Here is a 22795-nt window from a genome sequence, read left to right as displayed (position 1 = left end):
GACGCCGGGAGGAGCGCGCCGATGTACCACACCTGGATGCGGTTCTTCACGCCCGGACCGGCCCACCACCGTCTCGGCCTCGTCTGCCTCGGCGTCGGCCTGCAGTACGGCGCACTGCCCACCGTCGGCCCCCGCACCCTCGACCACCACGTCGCCGTCGTCATCAACGCGGGCAGCGGCTGGTACCTCAGCCCCGACGGCCGCCGCACCACCGTCACCGCGCCCGCCCTGCTGTGGCTCACCCCCGGCGTACCGCACCACTACGGGCCCGACCCCGACGCCGGCTGGGACGAGGGCTTCGCCGTCTTCACCGGGCCCGCGACGACCACGTACACCGAACTCGGCTACATCGAACCCGACCGCCCCGTCGTACCCCTCTCCGACGCCACCGGCCCGCGCGCCGTCATCGGACGCATCGCCCGCGCCGCCCGCCGCGGAAACCCCCTCCTGGAGGTGGAGACCGGCGCCGCCGTCCACGAACTCCTCGTCGCCCTGCGCCGCGCCCGAGCCGACCTCGCCCCCGACGGCGACCCGGTCCTCAAGGCCCTCGCCCGCGACGCCTGCCTGCCCCTCTCGGTCGCCGACCACGCCGCCCGGCACGGCATGACCCCCGCCGAACTGCGCACCGCCGTGCGCCGCGGCGCCGGCTGCAGCCCCAAGGACTACCTGCTCGGCATCCGCCTCGGCCGCGCCAAGGAACTCCTCGCCGCCACCGAACTCCCCGTCGCCGCCGTCGCCCGCCGCGTCGGCTACGACGATCCGGCCTATTTCTCCCGCCTGTTCACCCGCCGCGTCGGCATGCCGCCCGTCCGCTTCCGCGCGCAGCAGTACCGTGCCGTCCCCGGCGGCTGGAGCAACCAGGTCCCCGACCCCGACGACCCACCGATGATCGAACGCCCGCCCGCCAGGTAGGGATGATCGGACCTGTGCCCGCCACGTAGGCTGGGCGCCCATGACCACCAGCAACACCGGCACCCGCGACGTCGACCCCGCCGTCCGCGAGGAACTCGCCCGGCTGCGCGACAGCATCGACAACATCGACGCGGCCGTCATCCACATGCTCGCCGAACGCTTCAAGGCCACCCAGCAGGTCGGCCACCTCAAGGCCGCACACCAGCTGCCGCCCGCCGACCCGGCCCGCGAGGCCCGCCAGATCGAGCGCCTGCGCGCCCTCGCCGAAAGCGCCAAGCTGGACCCGGCGTTCGCTGAGAAGTTCCTGAATTTCATCATCGCCGAGGTGATCCGCCACCACGAACGCATCGCGGACGACGCCGTGAACGGCTGCGCAAAAACGGCGAATTGACCTCGGTGAATGCCGCAGAGGGCGTGACAGGAGGGCCCGCAGAGGGCATGCTGCGCTGTGCACTCCTTGTCAGCTGACGGCCACGGCCCGTCAGCGCCTCGGACATAAGCTGGTTGTCTCGCGGGAGGGACGACGGGCCATGCCGGAAGCCAAGATCCTCATCGTGGACGACCACGAGGACACCCTGTACGCCCTGGAGAGCGCCCTGGCCCCGCTGGGCTATCAGCTGGGCCGCGCCACCAACGGCGACGAGGCCCTCAAGCAGGTGCTCCGCGGACAGGTCGGCCTCCTCCTGCTCGACGTCCGCATGCCCGGCGTCAGCGGCCTGGACGTGGTCCGCTACATGCGCCGCGTGGAACAGACCCAGCACATCCCGGTCATCCTCCTCACCGGCTTCGGCCCGGACCGGTTACTGACCTCCACCGCCTTCGCACTCGGCGTCGCCGACCTCGTCATGAAACCCATAGACCCCTGGTCGCTGCGCACCAAGGTCCGCTACCTCTACGACGCCCACCGCCGCCACCTCGCCCTGGAGCAGGAGATCCGCGAACTGCGCGCCCTCGTCAAGGACCACACCGAGGCCGACGAACCCGCCCCCCGCGCCACCGCCCTGCCCCACCCGGACGCCCGCCTCCCCACTCAGCGCCTCAGCCAGGCGCACAACGGGGAGCTCGAAGGGGACCGGACATAGACCGCGTACCGGTCCGCCCCTGTGCCATGTCAGTGCCATCGGGCAGCATTACCTGCATGTCCGTATTGACGCGCGACGAAGCGCAGACCCGTGCCAAACTCCTCGACGCCCACCGCTACACGATCGACCTCGATCTGACCACCGGCGACGAGACCTTCGACTCCCGCACCGTCATCCGCTTCACCGCGCGCACGGACGCGGACACGTTCGTCGAGCTCAAGCCCGCCCAGCTGCGCTCCGCCACCCTCGACGGACAGCCCCTCGACCCGCAGACCCTGGACGGCAACAGGCTGCCCCTGAACAACCTCACCGCCGGCGAGCACGAACTGCGCATCGACGCGAGCATGCGCTACTCCCGCACCGGCGAGGGCATGCACCGCTTCACCGACCCCACCGACAGCGAGACCTACGTCTACACCCAGCTGTTCATGGACGACGTGCAGCGCGTCTTCGCCGCCTTCGACCAGCCCGACCTCAAGGCCGTCTTCGAGCTGACCGTCACCGCCCCCGAAGGCTGGACCGTCCTCGCCAACAGCACCACCGAACACCTCGGCGAGGGCCGCTGGCAGGCCGCCCCCACCCCCCTGATCTCCACCTACCTCGTCGCCGTCGCCGCCGGCCCCTGGCACTCCGTACGCACCGAACACCGCGGCCTGCCCTTCGGCCTGCACTGCCGCCGCTCCCTCGCGCCGCACCTGGACACGGACGCCGACGAGCTCTTCGAGATCACCCGCCAGTGCTACGACCGCTACCACGAGAAGTTCGAGGAGCCCTACCCCTTCGACTCCTACGACCAGGCGTTCGTCCCCGAGTTCAACGCCGGCGCCATGGAGAACCCCGGCCTGGTCACCTTCCGCGACGAGTTCGTCTACCGCTCCGCCGTCACCGACACCGAACGCCAGACCCGCGCCATGGTCATCGCCCACGAGATGGCCCACATGTGGTTCGGCGACCTCGTCACCCTGCGCTGGTGGGACGACATCTGGCTGAACGAGTCCTTCGCCGAATACATGGGCTACCAGACCCTCACCGAGGCGACCCGCTTCACCGACACCTGGACCGACTTCGGCGTCGCCCGCAAGGCCTGGGGCTACGACGCCGACCAGCGCCCGTCCACCCACCCCGTAGCCCCCGAGAACGTCGACGACACGGCCTCCGCCCTCCTCAACTTCGACGGCATCTCCTACGCCAAGGGCGCCTCCGCACTACGCCAACTCGTCGCCTGGCTCGGCGAGAAGGACTTCCTTGCCGGCATCAACACCCACTTCGCCCGCCACCGCTTCGCCAACGCCACCCTCGCCGACTTCATCGACTCCCTCGCCTCCGCCACCGAGCGCGACGTCCACGCCTGGGCCGACACCTGGCTGCGCACCACCGGCGTCGACACCCTCACCCCCGTGGTCACCCCCGGCGACGAAGGCACGTACACACTGCACATCGAACACACCGGCAGCCGCCCGCACCGCATCGCCGTCGGCCTCTACGACCTGGACGTCGCCGACGAGGGCCGCCACCTGGTCCTGCGCGACCGCCTCGACCTCGACATCCCGCACACCGCACCCGAACCCGTCGGCAAACGCCCCGCCCTGCTCCTCCTCAACGACGGCGACCTCACCTACGCCAAGATCCGCTTCGACGCCGACTCCTTCGAAGCCGTCCGCACCAGCCTCTCCGGCCTGCCCGACCCCCTCACCCGCGCGGTCGTCTGGAACGCCCTGCGCGACGCCGTCCGCGACGGCCAACTCCCACCCACCGCCTACCTGGAGACCGCCCGCACCCACCTCCCGCACGAAACCGACCTCGCCATCACCCAGGGCGTCCTCGCCTTCGCCACCGCCCAGATCGCCGACCGCTACCTCACCCCCGAGCAGCGCCCGGCAGCCCTGACCACCCTCACCTCCCTCTGCCGCGACCTCATCCGCCGCACCGAGGACGGCGACAACCCCGGCCTGCGCCTGATCGCCGTACGCCACTTCATCGACGTCGCCGCCCACCCCGACACCATCGCCGCCTGGCTCGCCGACGGCACCGTCCCCGGCGGCCCCGAACTCGACCCCGAACTGCGCTGGCGCGTCCTCGCCCGCCTCGCCGTCCTCGGCGCCACCGACGAGGCCGCCATCGCCGCCGAACTGGACCGCGACCCCTCCGCCACCGGCCAGGAAGGCGCCGCCCGCTGCCGTGCCGCCCTGCCCGACGCCGAGGCCAAGGCCAGGGCCTGGGCGGCAATGTTCGGCGGCGACGACCGCACCGATCTGTCGAACTACCTCTTCACCGCCACCGCCCGCGGCTTCTGGCAGCCCGAACAGGCCGACCTGGTACGCGAGTACGTCCCCCGCTACTACCAGGACGCAGTCACCGTCGCCGCCCGCCGCGGCCCCGCCATCGCCACCGCCGTCGGCCGCCGGGCCTTCCCCGCCCACGCCGTCGACACCGAGAACCTGCGCCTCGGCGAAGAGTGCCTCGACCACGCCGACCCGATCCCGTCCCTGCGCCGCAGCCTTGCCGACGAACTCGACGACCTGGCACGGGTGTTGCGGGTGAGGAAGGCGTAGGACCGGGGACGTACGACGTCGCGGGCGCGGCTGGTCCCTGACGACGATGCGGGGAGTTGATTGTCCTTCCTAGGCTCGACCGGGCCAAGGGCGATCAGTCCGAACTCTCCTCAGGAGGCAACCCCGTGATCGTAGTGACCGGCGCCACCGGCAACGTCGGCCGTGCCCTCGTCGAACGCCTCGTCGCCGACGGGCGGCCGGTGCGGGCCCTGACCCGTGATCCGGAGCGGGCCGCACTGCCCGGCGGGGCCGAGGTGGTACGGCTCCAACACGACCGGCCTCAGGCCCTGTTCGAAGGAGCGGCAAAGCTCTTCCTCTACATCCAGGCAGGCACCGACCTGCTGGCGGCGGCCCGCGCGGCCGGCGTCCGGCAGGTCGTCCTGCTGTCCTCGGGGATCATCCAGGAGGGCGCCGACGAAACCCACCCCATCCACGTCATGCACGCCACCGTGGAACGGGCCATCCGCGACAGCGGACTGGAGTGGACCTTCCTGCGACCCAACGCCTTCGCCGCCAACGCCCTCCAGTGGGCACCGCAGATCCGCGCCGGCGACACCGTCCGCGGCGTCTTCGCGGACGGGCTGAGCGCCCCCATCCACGAGGACGACATCGCCGCCGTCGCCGAACGCGCCCTCCTCGACCCCGGCCACGAAGGCGCCGTCCACCGCCTCACCGGGCCCGAGGCGGTCAGCAACGCCGATCAGATCGCCGCCATCGGCCGGGCGATCGGACGCGACCTGGACTTCGTCGAGGTGGCCCCGGACCAAGCCGGCCCCGAACTCTTCCCGCACCTCCCGCCGCAGATGCGCGAGAGCCTGCTGAAGTCCTTCGCGGCCACCGTCGGCGTCCCCCCGGAAATCACCACCACCGTCGAAAAGATCACCGGAACCCCGGCCCGCACCTTCGCCGCCTGGGCCGACGACCACACGGACGACTTCCGGGCCTGAGGCCGGGCAACGGCCCAACACCCCTGAACCCCCAACACGTTTTCCCCGCAGGAAAGCCGTAAGGACACCCTTTCGGGTTCCGATCGTTGAACCTTTCGGGCACGCGCACCCATCCACCGACAAGCTGGAACCCCCTCTGCCCGCGCGCCCGGGAGGAACCCATGAGCACACCGAGCCTCGCCTCGGGCCCCCAAGGCCCCCACGCCCTACGGCCGTTGCTCGACACCGTGCTCGAAGCGCTCGACGAGGGCGCACACGCACGCGGGGGACCCCTGCCCGCCGGCGGACCGGCCGCCGTCGCCGCACGCGTCCGGGCCGCCGTCGGCGACGTACTGCCACCCAACGGCGACCCCCACGCCCTGCGCACCCTCGTACACGCCCTCGCCGAGGGCGCCGCCGACCCGGCCGACCCGCTGTGTGCCGCCCACCTGCACTGCCCGCCCCTCGCCGTCGCCACCGCCGCCGACCTCGCCGTCGGCGTCCTCAACCCCTCCCTCGACTCCTGGGACCAGGCCCCGTCCGCCTCCGAACTGGAAGCCCTCGTCACCCGGGCACTGGCGAGAGAGGCCGGCGCATCCGACGCCCTCGTCACCACCGGCGGCACCGAATCCAACCAACTGGCCCTCCTCCTGGCCAGAGAAGCTCTCGGCGCCGGCGTCCACCTGGTCTGCGGAGCCAACACCCACCACTCCCTGCCCCGCGCCGCCTGGCTGCTGGGCCTGCCCGACCCCGTGATCGTCCCCGCACCCGCCGGCACCCTCGACCCCGCCGCCCTCGACGACGCACTCACCGAGATCCACGGCCCCCACCTCGTCGCCGCCACCGCCGGCACCACCGACGCCGGACTCATCGACCCGCTCCCCGAGATCGCCGCCGTCTGCCAAACCCACGGCGCCCGCCTGCACATCGACGCCGCGTACGGCGGGGGACTCCTCTTCAGCGACAGACAGCGGCACAAGCTCACCGGTCTGGGCGCCGCCGGCACCGTCACCCTCGACCTGCACAAACTCGGCTGGCAGCCGGTCGCCGCCGGCCTCCTCGCCGTACGCGACCCGCACGACCTCACCGCACTCCACCAGCACACCGACTACCTCAACGCCGACGACGACACCGAAGCCGGCCTCCCCGACCTCCTCGGCCGCTCCCTGCGCACCACCCGCCGCCCCGACATCCTCAAAATCGCCGTCACCCTCAAAACCCTCGGCCGCACCGGCCTCGGCACCCTCGTCGACCAAGTCTGCGACCACGCCCAGGAGTTCGCCGCCCTCGTCCAAGGCCACCCCGCCTTCGAACTCCACGACCGGCCCACCATCAGCACCGTCCTGTTCCGGCCCGCACACACCACCGACGACACCGTCGCCGCCGTCCGCCGAAAACTCCTCCACCAGGGCCGCGCCGTCCTCGGCCGCGCCCGCCTCGACGGCCGCCTCTGGCTCAAAGCCACCCTGCTCAACCCCTACACCCGCCCCGACGACCTCGCCGCCCTCCTCGCTCTCGTCGAAAAAACCGTCCAGGAACCCGCCTGAGACCCGCCCGAACCCGCCGAGACGAAGCCGCCCGCGAAGTCGAAGAACCCGCCGAAGAGCCCGCCGACCACCCGTGGAAGGAACACCCCGATGAGCACACCCCCGCACCCACACCCTTCACACCACGAGCCCGACGCACCCCGCGACCTCGTCGGCATCGGCATCGGCCCCTTCAACCTCTCCCTCGCCGCCCTCGCCCACCCCCTCGCCGAACTCGACGCCGTCTTCTACGACCAGTGCCCCGCCTTCACCTGGCACCCCGGCCTCCTCATCGACGGCGCCCGCATCCAAGTCCCCTTCCTCGCCGACCTGGTCACCCTCGCCGACCCCGCCAGCCCCTGGACCTTCCTCAACCACCTCAAGGCCCGCGACCGCCTCTTCCCCTTCTACTTCGCCGAGCGCTTCCACATCCAGCGCACCGAGTACGACACCTACTGCCGCTGGGTCGCCGACCACCTCCCCGGACTCCACTTCGGCCACCAGATCGACGCCGTCCGCTGGAACCCCGAACGCGACATCTTCGAGGTCGACTTCACCCAGCTCGACGCCGACGGAGAAGCCCAGGCCCTCGGCCGCACCCACACCCGCAACATCGTCCTCGGCATCGGCACCGAGCCCCACGTCCCCGAACCCCTCAAAACCCTCGTCGAAGCCCCCGGCGTACCCGTCGTCCACTCCGCCGACTACCTCAACCACCGCGACACACTCATGGCCGCCGACCACGTCACCGTCATCGGATCAGGACAATCCGGCGCCGAAATCTTCCTCGACCTGCTCCGCGCCCGCCCCACCGGCCGCGAAAAACTCCACTGGCTCGGCCGCACCGAGGCCTTCGCCCCCATGGAGTACTCCAAACTCGGCCTCGAACACTTCACCCCCGACTACACCCGCTACTTCCACGCCCTGCCCGAAGCCGTCCGCGACCGCCTCGTCACCAGCCAGTGGCAACTCCACAAAGGCATCGACGCCGACACCATCGCCGCCATCCACGACGAGCTCTACCGCCGCACCCTGCACGGCGGCTGGCCCGACGTCGTCCTCACCCCCGGCGTCCGGGTGCGCACCGCAGGCCGCCTCGCCACCACCAAAGTCGAACTCCACCTCGAACACATCCAGCAGGACACCCGCTCCCGCCTCACCACCGACGCCGTCGTCCTCGCCACCGGCTACCGCGAACGCCCCCTCGACCGCCTCCTCGCCGGCCTCGACCCCTACCTGCGCCGCGACAGCCGCGACCGCCCCCGCATCGACGAACGCTTCCGCCTCGCCCTCGACCCCTCCATCAGCGCCGCCGACTGCCACGTCTACGTACAGAACGCCGAACGACACACCCACGGCGTCGGCACCCCCGACCTCGGCCTCGCCGCCTGGCGCTCCGCCACCATCCTCAACTCCCTCACCGGAAAAGAGACTTACCCCCTCCCCGCCCGAACCGCCTTCACCACCTTCGGACTCGACGAGCAACAGCAGCCCCACATCCCACGAGCCCGCCAGGCACAAGTCCTCACCCCGCTCACCGACGGCAGATAAGAAGCCACAAAGGGCAGGAAGAACTCCGGCAGCGGCGGTGTTGCGGCAAACCATGACCACGACCTGGATCGCAGCCCACCGCACCGCCGTCATCAACCCGCACGAAGGCTTCCACCTCTTCGAACCCCGCTCCTTCACCGGCCAGACCATCAGGCAGACCCTGCGAGCGGCCGGAGGAGGCGAAGCCCTACGGATACGGCTCAGCAACCGCTACGGCAAAGAACCCCTCGACATCGGCGGCGCCCACCTCGCCGTACGCACCCAGGGCAGCGGCATCGACCCCACCAGCGACACACCCCTGCGCTTCTCCGGCACCCACACCGTCACCATCCCCGTCGGCGAGGAAATCGTCAGCGACCCCGTCGAACTGCCCGTGAGCGCGGGCGAGGAACTCACCGTCACCCTCCACCTCCCCGGCGACACAGGACTGAGCACGTACAGCGCCGTGCCCTACGACATCGGCCACGCCGCCCCCGGCAACCAACTGTCCGCCGAAGTCCTCGAAAACGCCGAAGAGTTGCCCACCGGCCACTTCCTCACCGGCGTCGACGTCCTCGCCCCGCAAGACACCCGCATCGCCGTCGCATTCGGCGACTCCTGGATCGAAGGCGCCTTCACCACCCCCGGCACCGACAACAGCTTCCCCGCCCAGCTCAGCCGCCGCCTCACCCACGGCTGGATCGTCAACCAGGGCATCTCCGGCAACCGCCTGCTCACCGACGAGGTCGGCGAACACCTCCTCGCCCGCCTCGACCGCGACGCCCTCGCCGTCCCCGGAGCCAGCCACATCCTCATCCACATCGGCCTCAACGACATCGGCCTGCCCAGCGCCCAGTCCCACCCCGAACCCCCGACCGACAGGCCCACCGCCGACGACCTCATCACCGGCCTCACCACCCTCGCCGACCGCATCCACACCGCAGGCCTCACCGCCATCGGCACCACCCTCGGCCCCTACGAAGGCACCATCTACGACGGCGTCGACACCCCCGAAGGCCAAGCCATACGCCACCAGGTCAACGACTGGCTCCTCGGCCCCGACCACCCCTTCGACGCCGTCATCGACATCGCCGCAGCCGTCGCCGACCCCGACCAACCCACCCGGATCCGGCCCGAGTTCAACGCCGGCGACGGCCTCCACATCAACGACGCCGGCGCAAAAGCCATCGCCGACGCCATCGACGTAACCCTGCTCGACCTCCAGCCGGACCTCTAGAAGACAGCGGTGCCGTTCCTGGTCAGCTTCCAGTCCACCGACGCGAAGTCCTTCGGATCCAGCACACCCTTCGCCGTCACCCACTCCGCGATCCGCGTCCGGATCTCCGTCGACTCCGACCACAACTCGGCCGCCGACGCCACATGCGGAAACGCACCACCACCATTGGCACGGTAGTTGTTCACCGCGAACACGAACTGCTGAGCGTCGTCCAGCGCGGCACCGTTGTAGGTGAGGTTCCTGATCCGCGAACCCGCCGCCTGGGCGATGTCGATGTCGTACGACAGCCCCGACACATAGTCGTAGTTGTAGTCCGGACGGCCGTTCGCATTCGTCAGCTTCTCCACGTCGACCACCGCATCGGCCGCCGTCTGCACGAAGTACTCCGCCGAGTACTCCAGATACGCCCGCAACTGCGCACCCGTCAGCAACTTCGCAACCAGCGTGTTGTCGTACACATACAGGCTGGAGAGATCCCGGATGGTCACATTGCCAGCCGGGATCTCGGACGTCCGCGAGAACGGGGAAGCCTGCGCGATCACCGGCAGCGACGCGTACGACGTACCCGCCAAAGCCGCCTTCACGACGTCCTCCTGGACCTTGGTGATCAGATCGATGATCGGCGCGTCCTTGTACCGCGCCTCGACCGTCGTCAGCGTCTGAGTCGCCGTACCGACCACCTGGTTGACGTACTCGACGACCTTCGCATGCTCGTCACCGAGCAGCTTGGTGATCTTCGGGTCATCGGCGACGCTGTTGGAGTTCAGCACCCTCGACGACACGGACTCCACGCTCCAACGGCCCCTCGCGAAGACCAGCTCGATGTCGAAGAGCGACAGCCGCTCCGCATACGCCAGCGGCTCCGACAGCACCACCGTCTTCCCGGTCTTGGTGTTGGTGACCTTCAGCTCGGGAATCTCCACGTGCGCATGCCCGACCAGAATCGCGTCGATGTCCGGCACCTGCTGCGCCACCAGCGCCGCCGAGTTCTCCACATACGGCAGCTGATCACCGTACGACGACGTCCCCGACGAACCGCTGTGCGCGGACACGACCACCACGTCCGCACCCATCGACTTCAGCCTCGGCACCCACTTCGCGGCCTGCTCCTCCAGACCCGGGAACTCCAACTTCCCCTGCACATACGCCTTGTCCCAGATCGCAATACCCGGGTTCGTCAGACCGAGCACCGCCACCTTCACCGACGGCAGCCCCGGCACCCGGAACCTCTTGATGAAGTACGGCGGGAAGGCCGGCTTCTGCGTCTTCGCATCCAGCGCGTTCGCACCCAGCAGCGGGAAGTGCAGCTGCTCCTCGAACTTCCGCAGCGTCTCGATGCCGTAGTTGAACTCGTGGTTGCCCAGCGCCGCCGCGTCAAACCCGATCGCGTTCATCGCCTGCGCCATCGGATGCACCGGACCACCCTTCGCGGTGATCGGGTCCACCTTCGCGTAGTAGTACGTCAGCGGGGTGCCCTGGATCGTGTCGCCCGCGTCCAGCAGCAGCGTGTTGCAACGCCCCTTCTCCGCACGCACCTGATTCACCAGCGTCGAGATCCGGGACAGACCCTGGGCGTTGCCGGCCTTGTCGGAGTACTCCGCGTTCTTGAAGTAGTCCCAGTTGAAGACATGCCCGTGCAGATCGGTCGTGCCCATGACGGTGAGCGAGTACCGCCTGGCGGGCCTCTGCACCGCCGTGCTCTCCGCCGCCTGCGCCGCCGGAGCAGCCACCGCACTCGCGATCGCCACCCCCGCTCCGGTCGCGGCGGACTCCTTCAGAAACTTCCGACGGTTCAAGGGCATGTCTGGATCTCCTCGGCGAATGGTCAACGACGCGCGTAGATTCTGACCCGGTCATGGCAAGCGGCAACAGGTCTGGCAGGTTTCGATCTGGTGACCCAACCTGCCCATCCCAAGCCCGTAACCAGCCAAGGAGTGACAGAGTGGGGCGTATGACCACCCCTCCGTCCGACACCCCCCAGCCCGCCGTCCCCTACGGCACCCCCGACGCCCCCCGCATCGCCGTCCGCGGCGAAGCCCGCCTCGAAGTCGACCCCGAAATCGCCCGCATCGGCATCACCGTTGCCTCCCGCGGCAAAGACCGCCGCGCCGCCCTCGACGACCTCACCCGCCGCAACACCACCGCCCTCGACCTCATCAAGACCTACGGCGACGCCGTCGAACGACTGGAGACCGGCGCCTTCTCCATCAGCCCCGAACTGAAGGACAAAGGCCGCGGCGAACGCATCCACGCCTACCACGGCCGCGTCCACCTCACCGCCGAACTCACCGACTTCACCGCCCTCGGCGAACTCACCACCCGCCTCGCCGACTTGGACCTCACCCGAGTCGACGGCCCTTGGTGGGCCCTGCGCCCCAACTCACCCGCCCACCGCGAAGCCCGACAACAGGCAGTGAAGGAAGCAGTCCAACGAGCCAGGGAGTACGCCGAGGCACTCGGCACATCACTCGCCGCACTCGTCGAACTCGCCGACATCGGAGCCGAGGACGCCCAGCCCTACCCGCAAGCCCCCGGCGGCCGCATGCGCTCCATGGCCTACGGGGCAGCCGCCGAAGACACCGCCCCCGCACTCGACCTCGAACCCCAACGCCAACGCGTATACGCCGCAGTCAACGCCCGCTTCACCATGGCGCCGCCACAGCTGTAATCACGGTCCAAGTACGGCGTAGAAATGCTCATCGGAGCGCCCCCATGCACAATTCAATACTTGTCAACACCCCTTCACCCAAAGGTTGTTGAGTAGTCACGCACACCCAATTCTCTACCCACTGGTAAGGCCTAGGGTCAAAAACATGCGCCGAGCAAAAATCGTCTGCACCCTGGGCCCCGCCACCGACTCCTACGACCAGATCAAAGCCCTGGTCGAAGCCGGAATGGACGTCGCCCGCTTCAACCTCAGCCACGGCACCCACGCCGAACACGAGGAGCGCTACCAGCGCGTACGCAAGGCCGCCGACGAAACCGGCCGCAGCATCGGACTCCTCGCCGACCTTCAAGGCCCGAAGATCCGACTCGGCCACTTCACCGAAGGCCCCGTACTCCTTGAACGCGGCGACACCTTCACCATCACGGTCGAGGACGGCGCCGAAGGCGACCGCCACACCTGCGGCACGACATACTCCGGCCTCGCCACCGACGTCACCCCCGGCGAACGCATCCTCGTCGACGACGGCAAAGTCTGCCTCCAAGTCACCACCGTCGACGGCCCCCGCGTCCACACCCGGGTCATCGAAGGCGGCATGGTCTCCGACCACAAAGGCCTCAACCTCCCTGGCGTCGCAGTCTCCGTCCCCGCCCTCTCGGACAAAGACGAAGCGGACCTGAGGTGGGCCCTGCGGACGGGCTTCGACGTCATCGCCCTGTCGTTCGTGAGGAGCGGCCGCGACATCGAGGACGTCCACCGCATCATGGACGAGGAGGCGCGTCGGCTGCCCGTCATCGCCAAGGTGGAGAAGCCACAGGCGGTCGAAGCGATCGACGACATCGTCGCCGCCTTCGACGGCATCATGGTCGCCCGCGGAGACCTCGGCGTGGAAATGCCCCTGGAAGACGTGCCAATCGTCCAGAAGCGCGCAATCAAACTGGCGAAGCGCAACGCCAAGCCGGTCATCGTGGCGACCCAGATGCTCGACTCGATGATCGAAAACTCCCGCCCGACACGCGCGGAAGCGAGTGACGTGGCGAACGCCGTGATCGACGGCACGGACGCGGTGATGCTGTCCGGCGAGACGAGCGTCGGCAAGTACCCCATCGAAACGGTCCGGACGATGGCGAAGATCGTCGAGGCAGCGGAGGAGGACATCCTCGCCAAGGGCCTCCCGCCCCTGACCGAACGCAACAAGCCCCGCACACAAGGCGGCGCGGTCGCCCGGGCGGCGGCGGAAATGGGCGACTTCCTCGGCGCCAAGTTCCTGGTCGCCTTCACCCAGTCCGGCGACACCGCCCGCCGCCTCTCCCGCTACCGCTCACCGATCCCGCTCCTCGCCTTCACACCGGAGCCGGCGACGCGGTCCCAGCTGAGCCTGACGTGGGGAGCGGAGACGTTCCTTGGGCCGCACGTGGACTCGACGGATGCGATGGTCGACCAGGTGGACGAGCTGCTGTTGAAGTACGGCCGCTGCCAGAAGGGTGACGTCGTGGTGATTACGGCGGGGTCGCCTCCGGGGGTGTCGGGGTCGACGAACATGGTGCGGGTGCATCACATTGGGGAGGACGACAGCCCCAAGTAGGCGGCTGGGGTCAGTACTTGGGGCCTACGTGGGTGTCGAGGAGGGCGACCGAAGCCTTCTTTGCAACGGAGATGTTGAACGGGGTTCCGTTGCGCGTGCATTGGGTCCACTCGACGCCGAGTTTGTCGAGGGTGTCCGTGTAGAGCCGGCGGATGTCGTCGGAGACGTTCGTGAAGAAGTACCGGGGGTATTCGTAGCGCTTGCACTCACCGCCGACGAGGCGAGTCGTCCAATTGGTGATACGGCAGCCGTCGGAGTGGATGAGGCCGCGGATGAACTGCCAAGGGTGGGCGTCGACGATTTCCTGCTGCCAAGGCTCGAGGGCGATCCGACGCTCGTGTTTCTTGCCGGGGCCGTGTTGAGGGAAGAGGGCGGGCCAGCGTCGGTTGTAGCTCGTGACCATGGTGCAGCCCTCTCTCTGCATGAGGTAGACGCCAAGAGCGGGCCGCACCTTCTTGATGGCGTCGCGGCACTGCTCGATCAGCCCAGGCCACGCGTCGGCGCACGCGATCCTCAGGTAGTAGCCGGTGCCACGAGGATGGGGGCTGACGCAGCCGTCGCCGAGGTAGAGGCCCAGCAGGTAGGCGTACGCGTGTTCATCTGCAGGTGGCCCGGGGTCCGGCGATGCCATGCGAAGCAGGGGCTCGATGCGGCTTTGCCAGGAGCGGAGTGCAGCGCGTGAGATACCCGTCTCGCGGCTGACCGAATTCAGGCTCCGCCCCTGTGCAACCAAGGCGAGTGCCCGCTTGCGCGTGCTGATGTCGTACATATGGACAGCTTGTGAGCGTGATCGCGACGACACGCAGTAAAAAGCGGATGTTCACGAGAACGTGGACATCCGCTTTTGGTGTCGACCTTCGAATCGAAGGAAAAGTGCCCCGAGTCGGATTCGAACCGACGCTGTCGGTGGTTTGAGCACCGTGTCTCTACCGCTGGACTACCGGGGCTTCCCCTAAAACAAAGGTCAGCGGTCACCCGCTGTGCCCCTACCTTATCGCAGCTAGGTAGTCTCTTGTCAGCAGCACCCCTGCCCTGAACAAGGAGCCCCCGTGACCGCCCCCGAGTCGCCCCAGCCCGTAGACGCGCCCGACGACGACAAGTCGCACGTGCCTCCGCTGACGACCCGTGTCGTCATCGCCGAGGATGAGGCCCTGATCCGGCTCGACCTCAAAGAGATGCTGGAGGAGGAGGGCTACAGCGTCGTCGGCGAGGCCGGTGACGGTGAGCAGGCCATCGAGCTCGCCCGTGAGCACCAGCCCGACCTCGTGATCCTCGATGTGAAGATGCCCAAGCTGGACGGCATCTCGGCGGCCGAGAAGATCGCCGAGGAGCGGATCGCCCCGGTGCTCATGCTCACCGCTTTCTCGCAGCGCGACCTAGTGGAGCGCGCCCGGGATGCCGGTGCCATGGCGTACCTCGTGAAGCCGTTCAGCAAGAGTGACGTCGTGCCTGCCATCGAGATGGCCGTGTCCCGGTTCACCGAGCTGAAGGAGCTGGAGAAGGAGGTCGCCGACCTCACGCTCCGCCTCGAGACGCGGAAGCTCGTCGACCGTGCGAAGTCCATCCTCCAGACCGAGTACGGGCTGACGGAGCCGGCCGCGTTCCGGTGGATCCAGAAGACGTCCATGGACCGTCGGATGTCGATGCAGCAGGTGGCGGAGGCGGTCATTCAGGACGCGGATGAGAAGAAGGCGTCGAAGGGCTGACCCAGCCCCGCCCGAGCACAGACCGAGGCCCGCGTCCCTGAGTGATCAGGGGCGCGGGCCTCGTCGTACAACCTGCAACCAAGAAACCGGACCTCAGTCCTCGCCGAGGTACGCCTTCCGTACCGACTCGTCGTGCAGCAGGTCTTGCCCACTGCCGGAGAGGACGATGTTGCCGACCTCCATGACGTGGCCCTGGTCGGCGAGTGAGAGCGCCGCTTGGGCGTTCTGTTCGACGAGCAGGATCGTGGTGCCCTGGGACTTGAGTTCGGCGATGGTCGACATGATCTTCTGCATCATGATCGGGGAGAGGCCCATGGAGGGCTCGTCGAGCATGAGCAGTTTCGGCTGGGACATCAGGGCGCGGCCCATGGCCAGCATCTGCTGCTCGCCGCCGGACAAGGTGCCTGCAGCCTGCTTGCGGCGCTCTCCCAGGATGGGGAAGAGGTCGTAGGCCCGCTGGATGTCCTTTTGGATGCCTTCCTTGTCTTTCCTGAGGAAGGCGCCGAGGCGGAGGTTTTCCTCGATGGTGAGGCGGGGGAAGATGTGTCGGCCTTCGGGGGAGTGGGCGAGGCCGAGGGCGACGATTTTGTGGGCGGGGACGTGGTTGAGGGGCTGCCCGTCGAACATGATCTTGCCGGTGCTGGGCTTCAGCAGGCCGGACAGGGTGCGCAGGGTCGTCGTCTTGCCGGCGCCGTTGGTGCCGATGAGGGTGACGACCTGGCCTGCTTCGACTTTGAAGGAGATGCCTTTTACGGCTTCGATTTTGCCGTAGGCGACCCGGAGGTCTTCGACCTCGAGAAGTGCGGTCACTGGGCTTCTCCCTTGGTGGTGCTGGGCGCGTCGGCGGCCGCTTCGACGGCGGCGATTTCGGCCGCTTCGGCTTCTCCGGGGTCGCCTTCGAAGGGTTCGCCGAGGTAGGCGGCGATGACGCGTTCGTCGGCCTGGACGACTTCGGATGTGCCTTCGACGAGTTTTTCGCCCTGGACGAGGACGGCGACGCGGTCGCAGAGGTTGAAGATGAAGCGCATGTCGTGCTCGATGACGAGGACGGCGATGCCCTTGTCGCGGATGGCGAAGACCAGTTCCTCTGTGGCGCGCGTTTCCTGGGGGTTCATGCCGGCCGTGGGCTCGTCGAGGAGCAGCAGGCCCGGCTCGCTGGCCAGTGCGCGGGCGATTTCCAGCTTGCGTTGTTCGCCGTAGGGGAGGTTTCTGGCGAGGTGGTCGCGTTTGCCTGCGAGGCCGATGAACTCGAGGAGTTCCATGGCGCGTTCCTCGGAGGCCTTTTCCGCTTTTTTGAAGCCGGGGCCGCGGAGCAGCGCTGACCAGAGGCCTTCCTTCGTCCGTGTGTGGCGGCCGACGAGGACGTTTTCCAGGACGGTCATGTTGGCGAAGAGCCGGATGTTCTGGAAGGTGCGGGCCATGCCGGCTTTGGTGACGAGGTGTGGCTTGGCGGGGAGGACGTTGCCTTTGTACCGGACGGTGCCTTCGGTGGGTATGTAGAGGCCGGTGAGGCAGTTGAAGAAGGTTGTTTTTCCGGCGCCGTTGGGGCCGATGAGGCCGACGATTTCGCCGCTGTTGACGGTGAAGTCGACGCTGCGTACGGCGGTGAGTCCGCCGAAGCGCATGGTGACTCCGGCGGCTTCGAGTACGGGGGTGCCGGTGGTGGTGTTGGTGGTCATCTCGGGTCTCACGCCCCTGCCTTGGAGACGCCGACCGTGCCCTCGGGGAGTGTGGTGTCTTCGGGTACGGCGAGTTGGTCGGTCTCGTGGTATTCGAGCTGCTGTCGTTTGTTGGCGACGATTCCTTCGGGGCGGAAGCGCATGAGGAGGACGAGTGCGATGCCGAAGAAGAGCAGCTGGTAGTCGTTGAGGAATTGCAGTTTGGTGGGGATGACGTAGAGCAGGGTGGCGCCGAGGAGGGGGCCGGTGATGGTGCCCATGCCGCCGAGGATGACGGCGGCGAGGAGGAAGGCGGAGCTGGGGGGCACGGGTCCGGCGAAGACGTACATCTCGGGGACGACGGTGTGCTGTACGTGTGCTTGTACGGTGCCGGCGAGGCCGGCGAGGGTGGCGCCGAGGGCGAAGGCGATGAGTTTGACGCGGAAGCCGTTGATGCCCATGGCGGTGGCGGCGGTTTCGTCTTCGCGGATGGCGACCCAGGCGCGGCCGATGCGGGAGTTTCCGGCGCGGGCGAAGATGGTGACGACCAGCGCGGTGACCAGGAGCATCAGCCAGAAGTAGTTGGCGTAGGAGCCGAGGGTGAAGCCGAGGATGGTGTGTTCGGCGCCGAAGTCGTAGCCGAGGATTTTGAGGTCGGGGATGTTGGGGATGCCGTTGGGCCCGTTGGTGATGTTGGGGCCTGAGGTGCCGTCGAGGTTGCCCATGGCGATGCGGAAGATTTCTCCGAAGCCGAGGGTGACGATGGCGAGGTAGTCGCCGCGCAGTCGCAGGGTGGGGGCGCCGATGAGGACGCCGAAGATGAGGGATGCGGCGGCGCCGGTGAGGGCGGCGGCCCAGAAGGGGAATTTGACGTCGAAGGTGCTGGCGGTGGTGCCGGAGACGAGGGCTGCGGTGTAGGCGCCGACGCCGAGGAAGGCGACGTATCCGAGGTCGAGGAGTCCGGCGAGGCCGACGACGACGTTGAGGCCGAGGGCGACGGTGGCGAAGATCAGGATGCTGACGGCGAGGAGGGTGAACTCGTCGGTTTTCTGGGTGAAGGGGAAGACGGCGGCGGCTGCGAAGGCGGCGCCGACGGTGACTTGGCGGTGTTTGGTGGTGAGGGCTTTGAGGCGGGTGGTGAGTCCGGCTCGGGCGAGGGCGCCGAGGGCGAATCCGGCCAGGATGAGGAAGCCGACGAAGAGTTCGCCGTAGGGGGTGGCGATGCCGTAGGCGGCGACGAAGAGGCCGAGGGCGAAGGCGACGATGATGATGCCGATTTCGGCCCAGGAGTTGAGTGCCTTGGGCTGCTTGAGGCGGCCGTGGGCGGTGCCCAGGATCGGGGTGGTGGCTCGTGCGAAACCGGTGCTGGTGGGGTCGGTGTCGCGGGGGAGGGGGAGGCCGAGTGCGGCGAGCAGGGCGATGAGTGAGGCTGCCGCTGCTATGAAGCCGCCTGGGTCGAGGTTGACGATTCCGCCGAGTTCGGCGGCGATGGCGATGACGGTGAACCAGGTGGTGGCGAAGGTGCCGAGGGCCATCAGGAGCAGGGGGGTGTTGCTGCCTGCGGGGTTGAGCCAGCCGAGGCCGCGGATGCCGAAGCCGGCGGCGGCGTAGAGCAGGGTGAGGGCTGCGCCTACGAGGGTGAGGACTTGGAGGCCGCCGGGGTAGCCGGTGACGGTGAGGTCGCCGGGGAAGTCGGTGGTGTAGGTCCAGGAGAGGAATGTGCTGGCGAGGGTGGCGATGGCTCCGACGGCGAGGGTGAGGCGTGCGCCTGCCTCGGGGAGCGGGATGACCGGGGTGGTCTCGTGGTTTGTGGTGGTCATCGTTATCACGCTCGATCCGCGACGCGTTCGCCGAGCAGGCCTTGGGGCCTGACCAGGAGGACGACGATGAGGAGGACGAAGGCCCAGACGTTGGCCCAGGCGCCGCCGCCGAGCTTGTCCATTCCGGGGATGTCCTGGATGTACTGGATGGAGAGGGCTTCGGCGAGGCCGAGGACGACGCCGCCGAGCATGGCGCCGTAGATGTTGCCGATGCCGCCGAGGACGGCGGCGGTGAAGGCCTTGAGTCCGGCGATGAAGCCCATCTCGTAGTTGATCTGGCCGTATTTGAGGCCGGAGGAGACGGCTGCGATGGCGGCGAACGCGGCGCCGATGGCGAAGGCCATGACGATGATGCGGTCGGTGTTGACGCCCATGAGCTTGGCGGTGTCGGGGTCCTGCGCGGTGGCCTGCATGGCGCGGCCGGCGCGGCTCTTGGAGACGAAGAGGCCGAGCATGAGCATGCAGAGGGGGGCGGCGATGAGGAGGAAGAGGTCGGCGCGCTGGATCTGCAGGTTGTCTGTGATCTTGAAGGCGTCGCCGTGGAATTCGGGGAAGCTCTTGGCCTGCTTGGCGCCGGGGTAGAAGCCCCAGACGATTTGCTGGAGGGCGATGGAGAGGCCGATTGCGGTGATCAGCGGGGCCAGGCGTGGCGCGGTGCGCAGGGGCCGGTAGGCGAATCTTTCGGCGGCGGTGGCGACGGCCACTGAGGCGATCACGCCACCGATGATCATGAACGGGATGGCGACGAACAGCGGGGTGCCGCTGGGGAGCCATATGTAGATGGTGAGGGCACCGAAGCCCCCGATCATGTAGATCTCGCCGTGGGCGAAGTTGATGAGCTGGACGATTCCGTAAACCATGGTGTAGCCGATGGCGATGAGGCCATACAGGGCACCAAGGGTCAGGCCGTTGGCCAGCGTTTGCGGCAGTTCGTGCACCGCAGGGCCTCCGATGAGCGTGTCGGATATGACTCCGCGCGAGGGCGCTGTTTGCGCCCTCGCGCGGTGGGTTTCAGGTGGTGCGGGGCTGGTTGTGTGTGGGTCAGTCCTTGAAGGTGGCGCTCTTCACGGCCTTCCAGGCGCCGTTTTCGACCTTGTAGACGGTCAGCTGCTTGTTGGTGGTGTCGCCGTACTGGTCGAAGGAGACCTTGCCGGTGACGCCGTCGAAGGAGACGTCGCTCATGGCCTTGGTGATCTTGGCGCGGGCGTCGCTGGGGAGCTTGCCGCCGTTGGCGTCGACGACCGACTTGACGGCCTGGATGATGGCCCAGGCGGCGTCGTAGGAGTAGCCGCCGTAGGCCGCGTACGGGTCCTTGTAGCCGGCTGCCTTGTAGTCGTTGATGAAGGTCTTGGCGGTGTCGAGCTGCTCGACCGGGTAGCCGACGGAGGTGGCGAGGTCACCGTCGTTGGGGACGCCGGAGGCGGAGATGAAGGCGGGGTCGTAGATGCCGTCGCCGCCCATGGTGGGGATCTTGGCGCCGGTCTTCTTGACCTGGTCGGAGATGAGGCCGCCCTCGGGGTACTGGCCGCCGAAGTAGACGGAGTCGGCGCCGGAGGTCTTGACCTTGTCGGCGGTGGAGGAGAAGTCGGTCTCCTTCACGGTGATGTGGTCGGTGCCGACGACCTTGCCGCCGAGGCGCTTGAACTCCTGGGAGAAGATCGCGGCGAGGCCGGCGCCGTAGGTCTGCTTGTCGTCGATGACGAAGACCTTCCGCTTCTTGGCCTCGTTGTAGTAGTACTGCGCGGCGAAGCGGCCCTGGATGACGTCGGTGGTGGCCGTACGGAAGTAGGTGGGGAAGGGGCGCTTGAGGTCGCCCTTGGCCCAGTTGTCGCCCTGGGTGAGTGCCGGGTTGGTGTTGGCCGGCGAGACCTCGACGAGGTTGGCCTTGGCGAAGTCGCTCTGCATGGACTGGGCGACGCCGGAGTTCAGCGGGCCGACGACGCCGAGTACGTCGCTTTCGCCGACGAGCTTGACGGCGTTCTGGTGACCGGAGGCGGGAACCGCCTGGTCGTCGAGGGGAACGACCTTGAACGTGACGCCCTTGACTTCCTTGTTCTTGTTGGCCGTCTTGGCGGCGAGGTCCACCGAGTTCTTGATGCCCTGGCCGAGCGCGGAGAGCGAGCCGGTGAGCGGGGCGTCGACACCGATGACGACGGTGGTGCCCCCGTTGCTCTTGGAGTCGTTCTTGTCGCGCGATCCGCATGCGGTCAGCGTGAGGGCACCAGTGGTGATCACGGTGGTGATGATGAGCAAGGAACGGTTTCGCACGGTCAATCCTTTCCCAGGCGCGGCTCCCTCTGCTGAGGTGCCGTTGTGCGCGGGGGTCGTCGGAGCCGGTGATTCGATTCCGTAGGCGCGCCCCCGTGGCACAGTGACTGGCGGTGACTTTAGGTCCAGCTGACGGCATGAGGGAGCGGTGAAGGTCGGATGTGACTCGACTGTTATCGATCGGGCCGTTACCCATGACATACGGGGAACATATCGGGCATTTCACCCCCGTTGTGATGACCGCATGCTGAGAATCCGCAGTTCCGTCGCGGCGCGGAGCGAGGTGCCGATCCAAGTCACGCGCAGATTGCGTGAAGTGACGTGGACAGGTCTTGCGCATAGGCGGCCCCGAGGATGTAGCTCGGGTTCTGGGTTCCGCGCATGTTACGCAATGTTACGTTCAGGAGGGGAAGTTCGACTCCCTGTGGAAGCCCTGTGCAGTGGTGGACGGCCACGACGAGCGTCAGGTTGCGTGGTTTTCCGGTCTTCAGGGTGAGCGGGGTGGCGGGAGTGACGTTCATGGTCAGCCCGTCGTACGGCTGGGTCAGGCGGGTCAGGGTCGTGGGGGGCCCGGCGGCCAGGGAGGCCTGGAGCCGGAAGGCGAACGTGCGGGTGTGCGGGTCGGGGGGTTTGCGCAGGCCCGTGTAGGTGAGTTGGGTGACGCTGAGCGGCCAGGGTGCGGGTGCGGTGCGCGGGGCGTCGCCGAGGGGGGTGGTGAGCAGGCCGGCCGTGAGGGCGACGGTGGTGGCGGCGACCATCGCGGGGGCACGCAGCCGTGAACGGGAGTGTCCGGACGGGGAGTTGGAGACAATGATCTCCCGGTCGCGACTCCCGCTGTCGCGCTCCCGGGCCTCTCGACTGTCGTGCGCGGATTCCTCGACTGGGCCGATGCCGCTGGTCATTTCGGCGGGCGCCAGTTCTGTGAGCTCCAGGTGGCACCGTTCTCCTCGGTGCAGCGCTGCTTGGTCTGACGGTCGATCAACTTCTTCGCGGATGCCAGTCCATGGCGCTTCTGCTCGGCGCGGGCGTTCTTGATGATCACGTCCATGATCTCGTACTGCTGGTTGGACAGGCCCTTCTGTTCCCAGTCGAGGCCGGCCCACTTCCCGCCGGTGATCGACTCCTTGGCCCAGTACGAGATCAGCTTGGTGCAGGCGCCGACGGGTGAGGTGTCGTCCGGGGACGGGGTGGTGGCCTTCCCCGATGCCGAAGGGGTGGAGCAGCCCGCGCCGAGTGCGATGGCGAGGGCTGCGGTGGCGAGCGCGCGGGCGCCGGTGCGGGCGCGCCCGTACCTGGGAGGGGTTCTCCTCATGTTCTTGACGCTAGGA

General features: G+C 68.1%; 20 protein-coding genes and 1 tRNA gene. 11 read left to right on the top strand and 10 right to left on the bottom strand.

The genetic code is table 11. The annotated features are described in order from the left end of the window. Window positions 1-21: 21 nt before the first annotated feature. The 8 genes from ACFY10_RS01635 (at window position 22) to ACFY10_RS01600 (ending at window position 9765) form a co-directional block, all read left to right on the top strand. Window positions 22-912 carry a helix-turn-helix domain-containing protein gene (locus ACFY10_RS01635; RefSeq protein WP_390663002.1) on the top strand — a complete coding sequence of 297 codons (891 nt, stop codon included), beginning with the start codon at window positions 22-24 and terminating at the stop codon, window positions 910-912. A gap of 40 nt (window positions 913-952) precedes the next feature. Continuing rightward, entirely contained in the window at window positions 953-1303 is a 351-nt protein-coding gene (locus ACFY10_RS01630) for a chorismate mutase (protein ID WP_390663001.1), read from the top strand. 139 nt (window positions 1304-1442) lie between these two features. Then, window positions 1443-1994: a two-component system response regulator gene (locus tag ACFY10_RS01625; RefSeq protein ID WP_390663000.1), complete on the top strand. Its 552-nt coding sequence runs from the start codon at window positions 1443-1445 to the stop codon at window positions 1992-1994. 56 nt (window positions 1995-2050) lie between these two features. Continuing rightward, entirely contained in the window at window positions 2051-4546 is a 2496-nt protein-coding gene (pepN, locus tag ACFY10_RS01620; protein ID WP_390662999.1) for an aminopeptidase N, read from the top strand. Window positions 4547-4671: 125 nt separating this feature from the next. Continuing rightward, window positions 4672-5493: an NmrA family NAD(P)-binding protein gene (locus ACFY10_RS01615; RefSeq protein WP_390662997.1), complete on the top strand. Its 822-nt coding sequence runs from the start codon at window positions 4672-4674 to the stop codon at window positions 5491-5493. A 161-nt stretch (window positions 5494-5654) separates the two neighbouring features. Beyond that, window positions 5655-7019 (top strand): pyridoxal phosphate-dependent decarboxylase family protein, encoded by a 1365-nt coding sequence (locus ACFY10_RS01610; protein WP_390662996.1) that lies wholly within the window; start codon window positions 5655-5657, stop codon window positions 7017-7019. Window positions 7020-7109: 90 nt separating this feature from the next. Further along, entirely contained in the window at window positions 7110-8549 is a 1440-nt protein-coding gene (locus ACFY10_RS01605; RefSeq protein ID WP_390662994.1) for a lysine N(6)-hydroxylase/L-ornithine N(5)-oxygenase family protein, read from the top strand. Between the two features lie 52 nt (window positions 8550-8601). Further along, window positions 8602-9765 (top strand): GDSL-type esterase/lipase family protein, encoded by a 1164-nt coding sequence (locus ACFY10_RS01600; RefSeq protein WP_390662993.1) that lies wholly within the window; start codon window positions 8602-8604, stop codon window positions 9763-9765. On the opposite strand, the gene ACFY10_RS01595 is transcribed toward ACFY10_RS01600, so the two are convergent. Further along, window positions 9762-11567, bottom strand: coding sequence for a bifunctional metallophosphatase/5'-nucleotidase (locus ACFY10_RS01595; protein ID WP_390662992.1), 1806 nt, complete (start codon window positions 11565-11567; stop codon window positions 9762-9764). The genes ACFY10_RS01600 and ACFY10_RS01595 overlap by 4 nt on opposite strands. Before the next feature lie 149 nt (window positions 11568-11716). Here ACFY10_RS01595 and ACFY10_RS01590 point away from each other — a divergent pair, with 149 nt between their 5' ends. Next, entirely contained in the window at window positions 11717-12433 is a 717-nt protein-coding gene (locus ACFY10_RS01590; RefSeq protein WP_390662991.1) for an SIMPL domain-containing protein, read from the top strand. 145 nt (window positions 12434-12578) lie between these two features. Further along, a complete protein-coding gene (gene pyk / locus ACFY10_RS01585) occupies window positions 12579-14015 on the top strand; it encodes a pyruvate kinase (protein ID WP_390662990.1) in 1437 nt (478 codons plus the stop codon). Window positions 14016-14025: 10 nt separating this feature from the next. On the opposite strand, the gene ACFY10_RS01580 is transcribed toward pyk, so the two are convergent. Both ACFY10_RS01580 and ACFY10_RS01575 read right to left on the bottom strand, forming a co-directional pair. Beyond that, window positions 14026-14784, bottom strand: coding sequence for a transcriptional regulator (locus ACFY10_RS01580; RefSeq protein WP_390662988.1), 759 nt, complete (start codon window positions 14782-14784; stop codon window positions 14026-14028). 105 nt (window positions 14785-14889) lie between these two features. Next, window positions 14890-14962, bottom strand: a tRNA-Leu gene (locus tag ACFY10_RS01575). A gap of 102 nt (window positions 14963-15064) precedes the next feature. On the opposite strand from ACFY10_RS01575, the gene ACFY10_RS01570 reads away from it, so the two are divergent. Further along, a complete protein-coding gene (locus ACFY10_RS01570; RefSeq protein ID WP_275771249.1) occupies window positions 15065-15721 on the top strand; it encodes an ANTAR domain-containing response regulator in 657 nt (218 codons plus the stop codon). A gap of 93 nt (window positions 15722-15814) precedes the next feature. On the opposite strand, the gene ACFY10_RS01565 is transcribed toward ACFY10_RS01570, so the two are convergent. From ACFY10_RS01565 to ACFY10_RS01535, 7 genes are all read right to left on the bottom strand, one after another. Next, the gene (locus tag ACFY10_RS01565; RefSeq protein ID WP_390662987.1) at window positions 15815-16531 is read right to left on the bottom strand and encodes an ABC transporter ATP-binding protein; all 717 of its coding nucleotides are present in this window, start codon (window positions 16529-16531) and stop codon (window positions 15815-15817) included. Continuing rightward, window positions 16528-17400, bottom strand: coding sequence for an ABC transporter ATP-binding protein (locus tag ACFY10_RS01560; RefSeq protein WP_390662986.1), 873 nt, complete (start codon window positions 17398-17400; stop codon window positions 16528-16530). The genes ACFY10_RS01565 and ACFY10_RS01560 overlap by 4 nt, the downstream gene beginning before the upstream one ends. Window positions 17401-17408: 8 nt before the next feature. Beyond that, window positions 17409-19199, bottom strand: a complete 1791-nt coding sequence (locus ACFY10_RS01555; protein WP_390662985.1) for a branched-chain amino acid ABC transporter permease — start codon at window positions 19197-19199, stop codon at window positions 17409-17411. Window positions 19200-19204: 5 nt separating this feature from the next. Then, entirely contained in the window at window positions 19205-20137 is a 933-nt protein-coding gene (locus ACFY10_RS01550) for a branched-chain amino acid ABC transporter permease (protein WP_390662984.1), read from the bottom strand. Window positions 20138-20240: 103 nt separating this feature from the next. Next, on the bottom strand, window positions 20241-21467 hold the full coding sequence (locus tag ACFY10_RS01545) for a branched-chain amino acid ABC transporter substrate-binding protein (protein ID WP_390662983.1): 1227 nt from the start codon (window positions 21465-21467) through the stop codon (window positions 20241-20243). Between the two features lie 296 nt (window positions 21468-21763). Next, entirely contained in the window at window positions 21764-22369 is a 606-nt protein-coding gene (locus ACFY10_RS01540) for a Tat pathway signal sequence domain protein (protein WP_390662982.1), read from the bottom strand. After that, window positions 22366-22779 (bottom strand): hypothetical protein, encoded by a 414-nt coding sequence (locus tag ACFY10_RS01535; RefSeq protein ID WP_390662981.1) that lies wholly within the window; start codon window positions 22777-22779, stop codon window positions 22366-22368. Before ACFY10_RS01535 ends, ACFY10_RS01540 begins: the two co-directional genes overlap by 4 nt. Window positions 22780-22795: the final 16 nt, after the last annotated feature.

The organism is Streptomyces sp. NPDC001401, from assembly GCF_042895385.1.
Classification (GTDB): Bacteria; Actinomycetota; Actinomycetes; order Streptomycetales; family Streptomycetaceae; genus Streptomyces.
This window is presented reverse-complemented; position numbering and strand designations above follow the sequence as displayed.